At 46.8% G+C, this 14850-nt stretch carries 14 protein-coding genes; 2 read left to right on the plus strand and 12 right to left on the minus strand.

Features of this window, described 5'->3' with window-relative positions; all coding sequences use genetic code 11:
* Positions 1–146: 146 nt before the first annotated feature.
* The 9 genes from RKD52_RS18055 to RKD52_RS18095 all read right to left on the minus strand — a co-directional run bounded on the left by RKD52_RS18055 (position 147) and on the right by RKD52_RS18095 (position 10198).
* Positions 147–605 (minus strand): arsenate reductase/protein-tyrosine-phosphatase family protein, encoded by a 459-nt coding sequence (locus RKD52_RS18055; RefSeq protein ID WP_369735501.1) that lies wholly within the window; start codon positions 603–605, stop codon positions 147–149.
* 123 nt (positions 606–728) lie between these two features.
* Positions 729–1865, minus strand: a complete 1137-nt coding sequence (locus tag RKD52_RS18060) for an ADP-ribosylglycohydrolase family protein (protein ID WP_454100802.1) — start codon at positions 1863–1865, stop codon at positions 729–731.
* Positions 1866–1880: 15 nt separating this feature from the next.
* Positions 1881–3986, minus strand: a complete 2106-nt coding sequence (locus RKD52_RS18065; RefSeq protein ID WP_454100803.1) for an ADP-ribosylglycohydrolase family protein — start codon at positions 3984–3986, stop codon at positions 1881–1883.
* 387 nt (positions 3987–4373) lie between these two features.
* Positions 4374–5831 (minus strand): extracellular solute-binding protein, encoded by a 1458-nt coding sequence (locus RKD52_RS18070; RefSeq protein WP_454100804.1) that lies wholly within the window; start codon positions 5829–5831, stop codon positions 4374–4376.
* Between the two features lie 25 nt (positions 5832–5856).
* Positions 5857–6735 carry a carbohydrate ABC transporter permease gene (locus RKD52_RS18075; protein ID WP_454100805.1) on the minus strand — a complete coding sequence of 293 codons (879 nt, stop codon included), beginning with the start codon at positions 6733–6735 and terminating at the stop codon, positions 5857–5859.
* 2 nt (positions 6736–6737) lie between these two features.
* Positions 6738–7637, minus strand: a complete 900-nt coding sequence (locus tag RKD52_RS18080) for an ABC transporter permease (RefSeq protein ID WP_454100806.1) — start codon at positions 7635–7637, stop codon at positions 6738–6740.
* Positions 7630–8526 carry a ribokinase gene (gene rbsK / locus RKD52_RS18085; protein WP_454100807.1) on the minus strand — a complete coding sequence of 299 codons (897 nt, stop codon included), beginning with the start codon at positions 8524–8526 and terminating at the stop codon, positions 7630–7632. Before rbsK ends, RKD52_RS18080 begins: the two co-directional genes overlap by 8 nt.
* An 11-nt stretch (positions 8527–8537) precedes the next feature.
* Positions 8538–8849, minus strand: a complete 312-nt coding sequence (locus tag RKD52_RS18090) for a DUF4387 domain-containing protein (protein WP_203289614.1) — start codon at positions 8847–8849, stop codon at positions 8538–8540.
* A complete protein-coding gene (locus RKD52_RS18095) occupies positions 8846–10198 on the minus strand; it encodes an acyclic terpene utilization AtuA family protein (RefSeq protein ID WP_454100808.1) in 1353 nt (450 codons plus the stop codon). Before RKD52_RS18095 ends, RKD52_RS18090 begins: the two co-directional genes overlap by 4 nt.
* A 204-nt stretch (positions 10199–10402) precedes the next feature.
* Between RKD52_RS18095 and RKD52_RS18100 the strand changes: the two genes are divergently transcribed.
* Together RKD52_RS18100 and RKD52_RS18105 are read left to right on the plus strand one after the other, a co-directional pair.
* Positions 10403–11056 (plus strand): M23 family metallopeptidase, encoded by a 654-nt coding sequence (locus tag RKD52_RS18100; RefSeq protein WP_454100809.1) that lies wholly within the window; start codon positions 10403–10405, stop codon positions 11054–11056.
* Between the two features lie 205 nt (positions 11057–11261).
* Positions 11262–11513 (plus strand): YhdB family protein, encoded by a 252-nt coding sequence (locus RKD52_RS18105; protein WP_029567235.1) that lies wholly within the window; start codon positions 11262–11264, stop codon positions 11511–11513.
* A 670-nt stretch (positions 11514–12183) separates the two neighbouring features.
* Here the strand turns inward: RKD52_RS18105 and RKD52_RS18110 are convergent.
* From RKD52_RS18110 to RKD52_RS18120, 3 genes are read right to left on the minus strand one after another with little or no spacing between them, the layout of a single operon-like run.
* Positions 12184–12711 (minus strand): NADPH-dependent FMN reductase, encoded by a 528-nt coding sequence (locus RKD52_RS18110; protein ID WP_454100810.1) that lies wholly within the window; start codon positions 12709–12711, stop codon positions 12184–12186.
* A gap of 16 nt (positions 12712–12727) precedes the next feature.
* Complete coding sequence (locus tag RKD52_RS18115; RefSeq protein ID WP_454100811.1) at positions 12728–13366, minus strand: response regulator; 639 nt, start codon at positions 13364–13366, stop codon at positions 12728–12730.
* A gap of 13 nt (positions 13367–13379) precedes the next feature.
* Positions 13380–14501 (minus strand): GAF domain-containing sensor histidine kinase, encoded by a 1122-nt coding sequence (locus tag RKD52_RS18120; RefSeq protein WP_454100812.1) that lies wholly within the window; start codon positions 14499–14501, stop codon positions 13380–13382.
* Positions 14502–14850: the final 349 nt, after the last annotated feature.

Here is a 14850-nt window from a genome sequence, read left to right on the forward strand (position 1 = left end):
TTTTTCAGTATATAGAATAATGGAACAAGCCAGAGAAAAGAGTGGAGATTGTGAGAGACAAAGTCTTTTAAAATGGAGATATCCATGAAAGAGGCAGCGGAAAAATGGGTTATGTACGCTTGGCATCCGCCAAGCTTTTTTTACTTTTACACAGCAGAAACCGTATGGTCGGCCTGTTTGCCTTCCATTGATTCATAAAGCTTTTTTACCCTCATTGCGATATCGTCGCAAAGCTCCTGGTAGTGGGCAAATTCCTCCTCTTCATTTTCAAAAGCGTAAAGCGAAAGATTTGGAAGGTTCCATGAAAGCACATTCTCCTTTGCTCCGTCCACCGGAGGCGTTTTTTCCTGCTTATAATCAAACATTTGGACAACAATATCCGCTTTATTTAACAGGCCAAGGTCAATTTTCTCAGAGTCAGAGTCTTCCATGGATACGTTCACTTCTTTCATTGCTTTCACACAGACAGGGTCGACTTGAGTTTTGGCAAGGCCGGCACTTTTAATTTGCCATTTACCGGAGAACAATTTCTTTGCCCAGGCTTCTGCTATTAAGCTCCTGCATGAGTTGAAATAGGACAGAAAGTAAATGGTAGGTTGTCTCATCGCTGTACCTCTTTCTATGAGTTTGTATTATTCTTTACCCGCTCTTAACAAGAATTACACGCTTATTTACAACCATTTACTGTTAATCTGAAGGAATTTTGGAAAATACGTAAGATATTCGGTTCACCGGCCGATTCGGGAAAACCGTTTTTGGTGGCTTGCCAGGTCACTTTTCAAAATAGGAGTCAACGTCTTAAAGGCTTTATGGGCTAGCTGTTTGAAGGAACGCTTATTGACGGCATCAAGTTCTTCCTTGAGTTCTTCCGGTATAGACGCCCCTCCGCAAAGTGCTCCAGCAATGGCTCCTCCCATGCTTGCGATGGAATCAGCGTCATGCCCGTAATTCACACCGCCAATGATGGTTTTCATCGTGTCGCCGCCTGCAATGGAAAAAAGAGCAAGAGCAACAGGCAGCTCTTCAATAGAATGTATCCGGCTTGGAATGTTCGCATTTCCTTTCCCCTGTTTTTTCCGGTCTGAAAAGGATTTTACGGTATCAAAGGGTTCCATCGCTGCCCGAAGATCGTCTCGTGCTGATAAAACATCAAGGTGTCCTGCTGCCGCGTCAAGAACGGCTTCTATCGCAAGCTTTGTTCCATCTTTAGCAAGTTCTCTTGCAGCAGAGAGAATGCTCTGCACGCTTGCATCCATGCTCATCGCTTCAGCAACGGCCGCTGCCATGACTCCCGCAGCTTCCCTGCCGTAGCTTGTCTGATGGGCCCCTGCAAGGTCAATCGCTTCCCGGTAGGCACGCTCCGGATCACCTGCATTCATGATGCCGACCGGACTCATATACATCGCCGCCCCGCAGTTTACCATGTTGCCTTGACCCGCTTCACGAGGATCCACGTTTGCAAGCCTGTGTCTCAGGAATAAATACTGCTCCGGGTAATAAAGACGGGTAATGACAGGTGCCTCTTTTTTCAGCTCAGGAATGTAGACCTTGTGCTCTGCAATTTCTTCTACTAGAGATTCAGCAATATCATAGGCATTGAGATGCCGCTGCTTTTTTTCGTATACCCTGAGAAGCGCTTCTACCATCAGCGTATCATCCGAGATGTGGCCATTGCCCTTTTCAAGTGGCCGCATGTTGCCGGGCTCCCTCCAGGCATTGCTTGCAGGCTCCCGGAAGGTAGTCACAACTCCGAATTTCTCTCTGATAACCGCTGGAACCAGCCCTTCAGTAGGCGATCCCATCGCATCGCCGACAGCCCCGCCGTAAATGACGCCTTCGATTTTATCAAGCAGCTTTTCCTTCATATCCTTTCCCTCCCTCTACAGCTCTTTACACGCAACATTTGAAAGCAGCGCCTCGCCTTTTCCAAGCACAGAAAAACCGAACATGCCGGATGCAAAGCGGCTGTCTTCCGCAGAAAATATCTTTTCGTCATTAATGGAAAAGCAAATCTGACTGCCGGTGCATGTCACTTCAAATCTGTATGTTTCGGTATGGCTCCAGTCAAAAGGAACTTCCACCAATTTCTTCACTCCAAAATCAACAAGATGCAGGGACACCTTGTTTTGGCCGTCAAACCCCGCCCTGTAATGGCGGTATACGCCTTCCGCCCTGGCAATCATCATGTGACAGCCGCCGCTAACCGGTTCCACGTCTGCTGAAACCGTATAATCCCGTGCATGATAATTCCCCGTAAACGACGAACATTCTTCATCAGACGTGCATTTCATTTTGCCGTTCTCAAGTAGTGCTTTGCCTTTATGATGGGCAAAAGGCGTAACCGACTGGAACTCAGTTGCCTGTTTGCTGAAATCAATCGTGTAATAAGCTTTTCCGCTGACTTCGAATTCATCAAGATAGAGTTTTCCGAATGCCCGTTCCAGCAGATGTGAAGGGCTTTCTATCATAAAGCCGGCTTCATCAATGACCGCACCGTGTGTATCTGGAACGATAAAGGAAATCTCATTCCAGACCCCATTGACGAGTTGGACAGACTGCAGCTTTAGATTCTCTTCCGTGAACGTATTTCTGACATATGGTGTCAAAACGATGTCTTCCCCCTGCCATTTATCTGAAAACACCTTCATGCTGATGGTCTGGCCGCTGCATATTTTAGGAGAAAAAGCCGGTTTGTATTTTTCGTCGTTAAACTCTTTTCTGCTGTGGAACGGCTTGTAAAATACTTTACCAGCCTCTCCTTCAATCATCCGGTCAATGAAGATCTCAAGTGAACCCTTTGTCGTGAAGCCCTTGTCAGGACAGTGCCTGAGAAAAAGCTTAAACGGAAAATCCGTTTGAAAACCGTGTGTCGATCCCGGAAGGACAAAGTCGAAATAGAGATTTTCTTTTTTATAGCTTTTGACAAGCGGGTCTGGTGGTTCTTCTCCAGCCACTCTGCAGCCAAGAAGCGCAAGCTCTTTTGCGAAAGTAGGGATGTCCATCAAGTTCAAATAGCCCGAGACACTGGACAGAACGATAAAGTCGTTGATTGGTTTTCGGTAATGATCAGCTATGCTGCGGATTCCATAGAGCACGCCTGCAATGGTTCCGATTTTACCGGCATTGCAGTCTGTATCCCACCCGCACATGGTGGCGATCTCAATGGTTCTTTCAAAGGAACCCTCACCGTAGAGCATGGCAAGGATGCACACTCCAGCATTGGGGATAATATGGCACACTCCGGGGTATTTGTCATAGCCCCAGTTCACCTCAAGAAAATCTCTGCATGCCCGGAAATCACCCGGATGCTCCCAGTGAAAATCCAGCACTTCACCTGCGAGTTTAGCGTACGTGCTGTCCTGCGGAATGGTTTTTAAGGCCCTTGCGATCACTTCCTGAATGTCCGAAGCATCGAAGGCCGCCGCAATGCAGGCCGCGATGAACCTGGCCCCGTAAATGCCGTTTTTATCATGTGATACACTCGCGGCTTTTGCTGCATAATCGGCTGCTTTTTCCGGATTTCCGGGGAAAAGCAGTCCCCACGTATCCACAAAAATCTGCCCGCCGATCTGTTCGGCAAGCGTAAGGCCGTTTTTTTCTGCTGAACCGGAATACGGAGGCTGAATGCCTTTTTCAAGATTCAGATACGCCGTATGCTCCGTGCTGATTCCTTCACCGCCCCACCAGAACATTCCGATGCCGTGGCGCGTATAATTCAGCCATGCACGACCCACGTCTTCAGCCGTCATTTCCCGGTCTTTCGCGTCATCGTAAAGAGCCCTTATGAAAAAAGCCGGCCCGTTCGCATCATCGTCCGCCGAAAAAACGTTATAGTCTTTTAAATAGCCGTTTATCTCACCGTACACATCATGTATCCGTTCATATGTCCATTCAAGCGGCTCAACCGGCGCTCCGAGCCTGATCCCTGCATTCATGCCGAGAAAGCCTGCATACACCCGCTCCAGATAATCTTTAGGAATCAACATGCATTCCCCTCTCCCCTTTTTCTGTACAAGCTGTTCTTTCTACCATACGTATGGGGAGGGGCAATCATTCTTACTTTTTTGCAGGAAAAAGTTTGATAGAGAAGAATTGTGCAGGGAGCTTTTTGAACGTGCTCCTAAATAAAGGCCTAAAAAAAGAGACTCTGCGAAGAATCTCCCTTTAATCACATAATTAACACTGTTTTTACATTCATACCCGTTCCCTATCGCTCCAGTCACTTGCTTTCCGCGGGGAGTGCCGGAAGCTTCCTCGCTGCGCTTGCGGGATCTTCCGTGCCCTCTTTATCCCGCAGGAGTCAAGTGCCTTCCGCTTCAGTACACTGGAGTTATCCGGATCTTTACTAAATTAGCAGCGAATATAAAAGAGACCTATTTCAATTGTTTATTCGCATATTCCGTAATTTCTTTGCCACCGGCAGCCTCCCACTCTTTTACAAACGCATCGAAGTCTTCTAGTGGGCGTTTGCCTGTAATGATGTCTGTGGAGTATTCTTTATAGAGGTTTTCCATGGCATCCCAGTTTGCAATGTACTCTTCCGGTAAAATGAACAGGTTATCCTCCTGATAGAAATCGTTGACAAGCTTCAGTGAAGCTTCGGCTTCTTTGCTTAGGAGCGGCTTTTTCAGCGGCATGTCAGGCGTGAATTCTGACGGCTCCCAGAATCTTGCAAACCACTGCTCGTAATAGGTGTCCGTCAGTTCAATTTCTCCGCCATCTGTGCTGTAATGCTCCCCTTCAAAGCCGAGGCGGTCAATCATTTGACCTTTCGGGCCTGCAAGATAATCAAGAATTTTAAAAGCCAGTTCTTTTTTCTCTGATTGGGAAGAAATCGCAACGCCCCGGGCTTCTTTTGTCACATCTGCAGCCCCAAAGCCCTGGCCTTTCCCTTTAGCAGGCGGAAGAACTTTCACTGCCGCTTCGTTTCCGTTCGTCTGCATCATTTTCCCGTTGTATATATCGATGACTTTACCTGCCGTACCAGTAATAACCCCTGCTTCACCATCATAAAATGCCTTTTCTTTCGTATCCCATTCTTTTGTTAAATATTCAGGGTCCAATAGACCTTCTTTGTAGAGTTTCTGATAAAAAGCAAGCTTCTCTTTTTCCTCAGCTGATACTTTGTGATACACAAAGCTTCCATCTTTTTTCAGCCAGGAGGAAGTGAGGCCGAAGGACATATTGAAAATGGCATTCAGCTCTTCAATATCACCCGCCGCGGTAAATGCGTATGAAGGCTTTCCTTCTCCTCCAGGAGGACTCGTTTTCAGTTCTTTGAAAAACGCATAATAATTGTCGATCGTCGGATCCGCCATCAGTGCTTTGGATGAAGCCATTTTGTCAAACCAGTCCCCCCTGATCACCGGCGTTTTTTGGGACAGCGGCTTGATCCAGAGCAAATACGGGTAGTTTTCAAGACGTTTCTCATTCCATGGTTCGAGTTTATCCTTAATGTACTTCGATTTTTCAATATGCGGCGTCAGATCTTCAAGCAGATCCTGATCAGCTATCTGCTGGTCTCCGCCCTGAAAATAAATCATATCCGGTATGTCCCCGCTCATAAGGAGCAGGTTTAATTTTTCAGCGTAGTTGCCCTGCGGCATCTCAACAAGCTCAAATTTCACATCGAGCTTCTCATCTTCTTTCAATCCTTTTTCCAGCGCCTCAAAATACTTAACAGAAGCGGGATTTGACGGGTTTTCATCCTTCATGACAATCCGGATTGTCGTTGAACCGTCTTCATTTTTCTCAGAGGTTTCCGTTTTCTCAGAGCATCCTGCAGCCGTGATAAGCAAAGTTGCAAGGAGTATTAGCAGCCATTTTCTCATCTTCATTCCCCTTTTCAATTTTTAATTAATCTTTCACTCCGCCCTCAAGCGCACCTTTTGCATAAAATTTGAGGATGAAGGGATACATGATCAAAAGCGGCACAATGGCAAGGATGATGGTGCCTGCCTGAAGCGACGCGAAATCAAGGCTTGCCACACTTTTGTATTCAAGCAGGGTCTGCACGCCGACGAGCGAAGCATTGTCCCGTTCCACAACAAACTGCCTGAGTACGAGCTGCAGCGGCCACTTCCCCGGGTCCGTCAAATAAATCGAAGCCCGGAAAAACTCATTCCAGTGAAAAACGGCGTAAAAAAGACCAAGTGTCGCCAGTGCCGGCTTAGACAGCGGCAGCATAATTCTGAAGAAAATATTGATATGCCCGGCCCCGTCCATTCTGGCGGCCTCAAGAATACTTTCAGGCACATCCTCGAAAAATCTCATCATAATAAACAAATAGTAAACATTTATCGCCTTATAAAGAATCAGCGAAAGGTAAGAATCCAGCAGCCCCAGGTCTTTCACCACAAGGTACTCAGGAATAAGACCGGGCTCAAACACCATGATGACGATCAGCAGCACCATAAACAGTCTTCTTCCAACCAGCCTCTTCCTTGTCAGAACATAAGCTGAAAGCGCTGTCAAAAGAAGGTTCAGCAGCGTTCCGGCAGCCGTAATAAAAAGAGAGTTAAACAAGCTCTTCACAATCAGCGGGTTTGAAAGGAGAATCTCATAGTTTACGAGAGAAAAGCCTTTCGGAAGCAGCGAAAGTCCAGTCATTTTATGGGCGTTTTCCGGTGCTGTCAGCGAGAGGGCCAAAAGGTTCAGGATCGGCACAATCATCGTCAGCGTCACAAGAAACAAGCCTGTATACAAAATCACGACCGGCCATTTCTTCGTTTTCATTCTCACCACACTCCCTTTCCGGTCAGGCGTTTGGCGAGAAAATGTGTTCCAAAGATCAGCACAACACCAATTGCTCCTTTGAAAAGGCTGGCGGCCGTCGCATATGCATACTGACCGTTCAGAATTCCGATCCGGTATACATATGTATCCAAAATATCTACAACACTTATAACTGAGTCATTCATAAAGTTAAATACCTGATCAAAGCCTGCATTCATAAAGAATCCGAGGTTTAAGATGAATACGGTAATGACCGTGCTTTTCATTTCAGGGAGCGTAATATACCTCATCTGCTGCAGTCCGGAGGCCCCGTCCATCTTTGCCGCTTCATAAAGAGAAGGGCTGATTTTCATAATTGCAGCCAGATAAATAATGGAATCCCATCCCGCGCTTCTCCACATTTCGGAAAATACAAGGACCCAGCGGATCTGATCTTTGCTTGTCATATAATCAAGCGAAGGCAGCTGGAAAATATTCCGAATGATATTCACTCCTCCGTCCACCGGATTCAGCAGGCTGATCCAGATGCCTGCAATGACAACCCATGAAAGAAAGTGAGGAAGATAGACAACAGACTGAACATACTTCCGGTAAGAGGCGTGCCTGATTTCATTAATAAGCAGCGACAGAATAATGGGAATCGGAAAAACAAAAATGATTTTCATCGTGCTGATGATGATGGTATTTTTCAGCACAGTGAAAAACGCGGGCGAATCAAATAACACATAAAAATGCTTCAAGCCGACCCACACATTGTCACCGATAATCCGGTAATCCTGAAAGGCGAGCTTCATCCCGATCAGCGGCACAATATGGAAAATACCGAAATATATAAGCGCAGGAAAAAACATTACGTATAAAACCCAGTCCCGCTTAATAAAGGCAAGCTTTTCCCTACTCATTGCTTCTGCCCCTGCTTCTGAATGCCTCCAGTTCTTTTTCCGTCGGCATGCCGCTTTGTGCCCCGTGTTTTTCCACACTCAAGCCTGCTGCAGCTGCGGCAAACTGTACAGCTTCTTTTAACACCAGTCCTTTCGCTGAAGCCGCTGCGAACGCGCCGGCAAATGTATCTCCTGCACCTGTGGAATCAACCGGATTTACTTTTACGGCAGGTATATGAACCGGCTTTTCGCCGTCATGATAGACGACTCCCTGCTCTCCTTTTGTAATAAGCAGCTTATTGGGATATTTCCTTAATGCTTCTTCCTCCGGCATGTTGAAAAGAATGGCGGCTTCGTGCTCGTTTGGCAGAATGCAGGATGTGTGATCAATCAGTGATTTCGGAATGGGAACAGCCGGAGCGGGATTCAGAATGACCGTCTTTCCATATCCGCTGAGTATTTCAGCCGCATACTCTATCGACTCCAGCGGAATTTCCATTGAAAGAAGGATCACATCCGCTTCAAGGATGACCTCCATTTTCTCCTCAAGATAGCTTCTGTCTGTTTTGCTGTTTGCACCCGGTATCACAATAATCCGGTTTTGGCCCAGGCAGCTCTCAATCATGGCGCAGCCTGTAGGAGAATCCTTCCGCTTAGCCACATGGCTGGCATCAACATGATTTATATCAAGCTCTGCAAGCAGGGACCTCCCGTGATCGTCGTCTCCAACAGTGCCAAACATCATGACCTGCGCTCCAAGTCTGCCTGCTGCCGTTGCCTGGTTCGCTCCCTTGCCTCCGGGAAACATGCTGAAGTCCTTGCCGAATACGGTTTCTCCCATCTTTGGCGACACTTCCGTAACAGCTACTAAATCCATATTCAAACTTCCGATAACAGCAATTTTCTTCATCTTTCAATCTCCTAATCTATTTCTAGGTTCATAAGCGGCGCATGCTGCTGGGCACCGTATACATCGCGGTCACAAACCGCCCCCGATGAAGTGTTTCTGTAAAACGTCACTTTAAACCCAAGTGCCTGATCATAAAAAACAATGCTCTTCAGCTGCTCCTTTTTCAGGAGGTAAAGCCCGCAAATTGTTTCTTTATTAATTTTCCCGGTCTTCTTCACATGATCGTAGGTCACTCTGTCGCTGAATAAAACATCCAGTGTAATCTCAAACGGCCCTGAGTTTTTGCTTCTGAGGATTTTTGCATACTCTCCAAGTGATGTCATAAAACCTCCAGCCGAAAAGGCAGCTCTTTTTCAAGTTTCATAAGATGATAGACGGAAAACTCATAAACAGGTCCAAAATCAATATCACTCGGGGCAAAAGGAAAAGCCAGGTTTCCTGCAGTTGACTTCCTGCCCTCATAGCCAAAATGCAAAAATGTAGAGCGAAGTGACGCGCAAATGCTGCTCGCCATCTCCTGGGTAACAGCGGTCACTTCAAATAGAATGCCAAGCTCATGTCCTGAAAAAACAGCCCGTTCATTTTCACCCAGTACAGCATTTTTGCCGTAGTTGTAAAACTGGATCTGATAGGAGTCAGCAGGTATTTCCTTGTAGTGGCTTAAGACATCCTGTTTTACAGCCTCTTCTACTTCATCGATTTTTTCAATCAGCAGCGGATCGCGGACACCGGCAATCACAAAGGTTCTGTATGCCGTCTTCCGTGCGCCTTCTAATTTTATCCAGTATTCATTTGAAGGGATGTACCTGCTTCCTGATACTTCTACAATGCCGCTTCCCCCATCATGAAATGTGCACCCGGATAAATCCAGCATAAAACCGGGACCGTGCAGGAGGTATGGGTGGTCTTTTTCATAAAAGGTATGAGCTGCCACGCTTGCTGCTGTGCATGTTCTGGACGGATTCAGCGCCTGAACCGTGAAAGAATCTTTTTTTATCGTGCCTAAAATGCAGTCTTTCGTAGTTCCCGGTTCTGCACACAGTGCCCCGCATTCAAGGATTTTTCCAAGGTGATACGAAAGGCCGGGATCTTTTCCAAAAAAGATGCCGGCTGCTGCGTAGACGGATGGATCAAACGCCCTTCCGCAAACAATAATGTCACATCCCTGCTCAAGTGCCCGGACTATAGGTTCATGGCCCATTTGAGCAACAATAGCACTCGTTTCACTGAGCGTTTTCTCTGTTAGATCGGGAACATTCGGACTCATTTTTTTTATACGATTAGCTTCAAAGGCTTCGAAGACAGATTGGTGCTGAATATCAGCCCAAATGACGGCGATTTTCTGCTCAGCGGCTATCTCGTTTATAATTTCATGAACAATCTCAAGCGTCCACTCAACGTGGGGTTTTGCACCTGCACCGCCTGCAGAACCGATGATCAGCGGAATCTTATGATCAACCGCTGCAGCAATCAGCAGCTGCATATCTCTTTTCGCAGCACGCCTTGAAACAATGCCAACTCCCGCGCCAAGCTTATGCGGACCGGCATCTGTTGAACCTGCATCCACTGCAATCACGTGCGGTTTTAAATTCAGTCCATTCAAAAAACTCTCATGCGGAAAACCGTACCCGAGCATGCCGCATGGCGACAGAATTCGTATCTCCCTTTCCATTTCATCCCCCCTTGTCCATCTATTAGGTACTTTCAATATATGTAGACTTCTTCATTGTATGAGTGATACCTGCTTTTGGCGGAAGGAATGCACAGCCCTTATGACTCAGGAAAATACTCCCTTTTTTTACAAATTGTAAAATTCCGGTGTACTTCAGGCGGAATATTCTTTATATTAGGAACCATCATACAAAGGAGGAAAAAAATGAAAAAAATTGTATTCAGTGTCGCAGCCCTCGTCTTCTTGCTCGTGCTCTCGGTCCCTTCATTTGCCTCGGCGGCTCAAAAATTAATTCAGCCTGTTAACAACGCCTATATCACTGCAGGATATTTAAATGCGAAGTATGAACAGCGGTTTGGATTCAAACACTATGGATGGGACCTGACTTCTTCATCAGGCAGCCGGGCTGTATGGGCAAGCGGCAGCGGAACAGTTCTTGCGACAGGCTATGACAACATACTCGGCAATACTGTTATCGTGAAATATCCCGATGCTTATATTCATTCAACAGGCAAGACCAGAGATTTAGTTTTCAGGTATAACCACCTGGATTCAATCGCTGTCTCTAAAGGAGCACGTGTAACGAAAGATTCCAGATTGGGCAACTACGGGAACACCGGAAAGTATTCTACCGGGGCCCACCTGCATTTTGAAATCGACACAGACACGGTTTACTATCAGTACTCTCCAACCCTTGGCTCCAGTTCAAATATCATAAAAGCGGGCACCGCCGGAACTGTCCTGTCACCGCGGAGTGTCCTGTACACAAAAGTGTCTGATCCTGATAACCAAAGTATTTGGATTGTCGGTGACGGCTACCAGTCATCATCTGAAGATGACCTGCCATTTATCAACTGACTGTGACTTTAATTGGAACTTGCGGCCATCCCGGCTGCAAGTTCTTATACACTTATCTTTTCCTGAACAGAATCATTTCACTCACCCGCTCTTTATCCCGGGAAAACACTCCCACCCACTGCCTTCGCCCCCTCCAACTTTTACACAGAAAAAAGCCCCCCTAACCACATACACTATTCATATCTCCTTCAAAGGAGGAATGAATGTGGAGACAGTCGACTACGACAAAGCCTTATACTACACGCACCGCTCGCAGTGGGACAACCTGCTGATCCTGATGGTGCGCACAAAAGATGACCTGCTCTCAAAAAGAATCGAGCAGTTCCTGCACGCCTACAACTTTGAAAACAACTACGCAGAAGTCGAAAAGAAACTCTACTCGCTCCTGCGCTATATAGACCACGCCGTCGAAACCGGCCACGAGCACGAAGAGGCGGAATATGCTTATTTGACATAGAAAAGCGGAATCAGCCGTTTAGCTCCGGGAGCCAGATAAGAAATCATTGGAAAAGTCCGGGTTTGACTTTTTCGGTGATTTTGTTCTGACGGAAGGGCTGGGAGGCGGAGCTGGACAGTGAGAAAAGCGGAATCGCCCGGTTAGCTCCGAAGGACAGAAAAGGATCCGACGAAAAAAGCCGGGTTTGCTTTTTACAGCGGAGCCGTTCTGGCCGAGGAGTTGGGCGATGGAGCTGGACAACGAGAAAAGCGGAAGCGCTCGTTTAGCTCCGGGAGTCAGATAAGGAAACAGTGGTAAAGGCGCTTTTTGCCTTTGCCGATGGTTCCGTTCTGACAGAGGAGTTGAGCGATGGAGCTGGACAACGAGAAAAGCGGAAGCGCTCGTTTAGCTCCGGGAGTCAGATAAGGAAACAGCGGTAAAGGCGCTTTTTGCCTTTGCCGATGGTTCCGTTCTGACAGAGGAGTTGGCTGATGGAGCTGGACACCAGAAGAGCGGAGCCGACCGTTTAAGTCGGCTAACAATCGAAATTCTGTGCCTAACAATCCAAACAGCACATCTAACAAGCGAAATACCCTGTCTAACAATCCGAATCAGGCGTCTAACCGTCCAACGCATGATTCAAGCTCAGAAGTCAAACAAAAACAGGAGCGGGATTACATCCCTCTCCTGATTATTTTTGTTTCTGCACATAAAATTCTACATACATTTTTAATTCTTCAATCAGCTGATTGACAAGGACGTCAGAGTCTTCAAGCAGCTTTCTGTTTTCGTAGTCAAAGCAAATCGGATCAAGGACAAGCTGCTTTGGAATGGCGTTTGCATACACGCCCCTCATGACAGTTCTCATGTTGTTCAATGCGTTGATACCGCCCTTTCCGCCCCCTGCAACAGCAATGAGTCCGACTGGTTTGCGGGCAAATTGTCCGCTGCCAAGAAAATCAAGCGCGTTTTTTAAAGCGCCGCTCATCCCGCTGTGGTATTCAGGAGATAATAGAACGATTCCGTCAGCCGCCTTAACTTTCGCTTTTAGTTCCTGTACTGCTTCAATGGTTTCCTGCTCTTCTTCTCCGTTAAAAAGCGGGAGATTCAGCACGCTTAAATCAATCAGCTCTGCTCCTGATTTTTCTGCGACTGCAGCAGCAGCAAGCCGTGTTCTTCCTTTTTTTCTCGGACTTCCGTTAATAACAAGCAATTTCATTTTCATCTTCCTTTCTTTAGTCCAATCCGTTTTTCACTGCATAGAGCGCAGCCTGCGTCCGGTCTGCAAGCTCAAGCTTAGAAAGTATATTGGATACATGTGTTTTGACTGTTTTTTCTGTAATGTAGAGAGCTGATGCTATTTCTTTGTTGCTTTTGCCTTTTGCAATCTCCTTTAATACATCATTTTCCCGATTGGTAAGCGGTGTCAATGGCTTTTGCTCTTTTTGATTCGTTTGCATCAAGTGGGACATGACGTGGGATGTGACTTTTGGATGAAGCTTGCTTTCCCCGTTAAGCACTTCCCTGATCGTATGGACCAGTTCATCTGGTTCGACATCCTTCAGCTGATAGCCCGATGCACCGGCCTGAATAGCGGGAATGACATGGTCCTGATCGGCATAGCTCGTTAAGATAATAACTTTGATCTCCTGGTTGAACGTGCGGATTTCCTTCGTTGCCTCCACGCCGTCCATAACCGGCATGGAGAGATCCATTAAAATGACATCCGGGTTTAAGGATCGGACAAGCTCCACGGCTTCCTTCCCGTTTTCGGCTTCTCCCACAATATCAATGTCTTTTTGTGTTTTAAGAAAAAAATGCAATCCTCTGCGGACGACTTTGTGATCATCTGCTATCAGCAGGCGTATTCCCATTGCCCGTATCCCCCTAAATTGGTAGTCTGATTTCTATTTCGGTTCCTTTTCCGATTTCCGTCCGCACTGCAAAAGATCCTTTCAGCTTATGAGCCCTGTCCTTCATACCCTGAAGACCGAGGGAAGGCAGCAGCAGTTTTTCATGATAGGAAAAACCTGCTCCCTGATCTTTTATGGTCATGGTTACTTCATTTTTGCATCTGAAAATGGAAATGGACGCCTCTTTGACTCCCGAATGTTTTTTACAGTTGTTTAAGGCTTCCTGGCCGATTCGCCACAGCTCTTCTTCTGTGCAGCAAGGCAGAGTCTGGACCCCTTGAATATCTGCATCAAGCTTCAAGCCTAGCACCTTAGCGTAATTCATAAGAGCGGATGCAATGCCGTTTTCAAGTCCCTGAGGTCTGAGCTGCCAGATCAGCGCTCTCATTTCTGCCAGAGCCTCCTGCGAAAGATCCCCTACATATGTAAGCATCTCCTGCATCTGCTCTTCCTCAGTCATTTCTTTTGCCCCTCTGGCCGTCAGCATGATGGAAAAAAGCAGCTGATTAACGGAATCGTGCAGATCCTGCGCAAGTCTGTTCCGCTCTGCAATCAATGCCAGGCGCTGTTCATTCTCAACAAGCTTCATCCGTTTCATGGCTGTTCCAATCTGAAGGGCAACAGCCTCAAGGAGGGCCAGTTCTTCTGATGAAAAATGCGTTTTATTTGGAGAAGCGACGTTTAAAAGTCCGATCTTTTCCTCACCTGTGCGAAGAGGAACAGTCGCATGATGGGTAATGCCGTTTGTATCCCCCCACTCAAATTCCTCCGCATCCTCGAGGCGTTTGCAGTTGATAATATTGGCCGCTTTATTCAGCCTGCCGTCATAAAATTTATCAATGCACCAGCAGTCGCCCTCGCACATCGCCTTTTTCCCGCATGCTTCAAGAGCTTGCGGAAGACAATGATAAGCCGCCAGCCTGTATTGCTTGTCACTGTCTATCAGAAAAATCCAGCCAGTCGCAAGACCTGTCACATCTAAAAGCTTGCCGAGCACATCATCCAGCATCTGAATAAGGTCGTTTGATTGATTAAGCGTCTCAGCAATCGTTTTCAAAGCCTGCAGCTCAAAAATCCTTTTTTCATCTATAGCCATTTTCTCACCCTCATCTGCGTTGTCTATAGAACCAGTATATCAATCTTTTCCCATCTGCTCCCTTGTAAATGTGACTGATTTTGAGTACGACTTTAGATGTAGATCGGAAAAGCGGAAGCGGCCGTTTAGCTCCGGGAGTCAGATAAGGATTCGGCAGAAAAGGCGCTTTTTGCCTTTACTGCCGAATCCGTTCTGGCAGAGGAGTTGGCCGATGGAGCTAGACACCACGAAAAGCGGAGTCGACTGTTCAGGCCTGGCAGTCGGATAAGAAATCACCGGAAAAGTCCGGGTTTGACTTTTTTGGTGATTTTGTTCCGACTGAGGACCTGGGAGGCGGAGCTGGACAATG

The organism is Metabacillus sp. SLBN-84 (assembly GCF_053629595.1).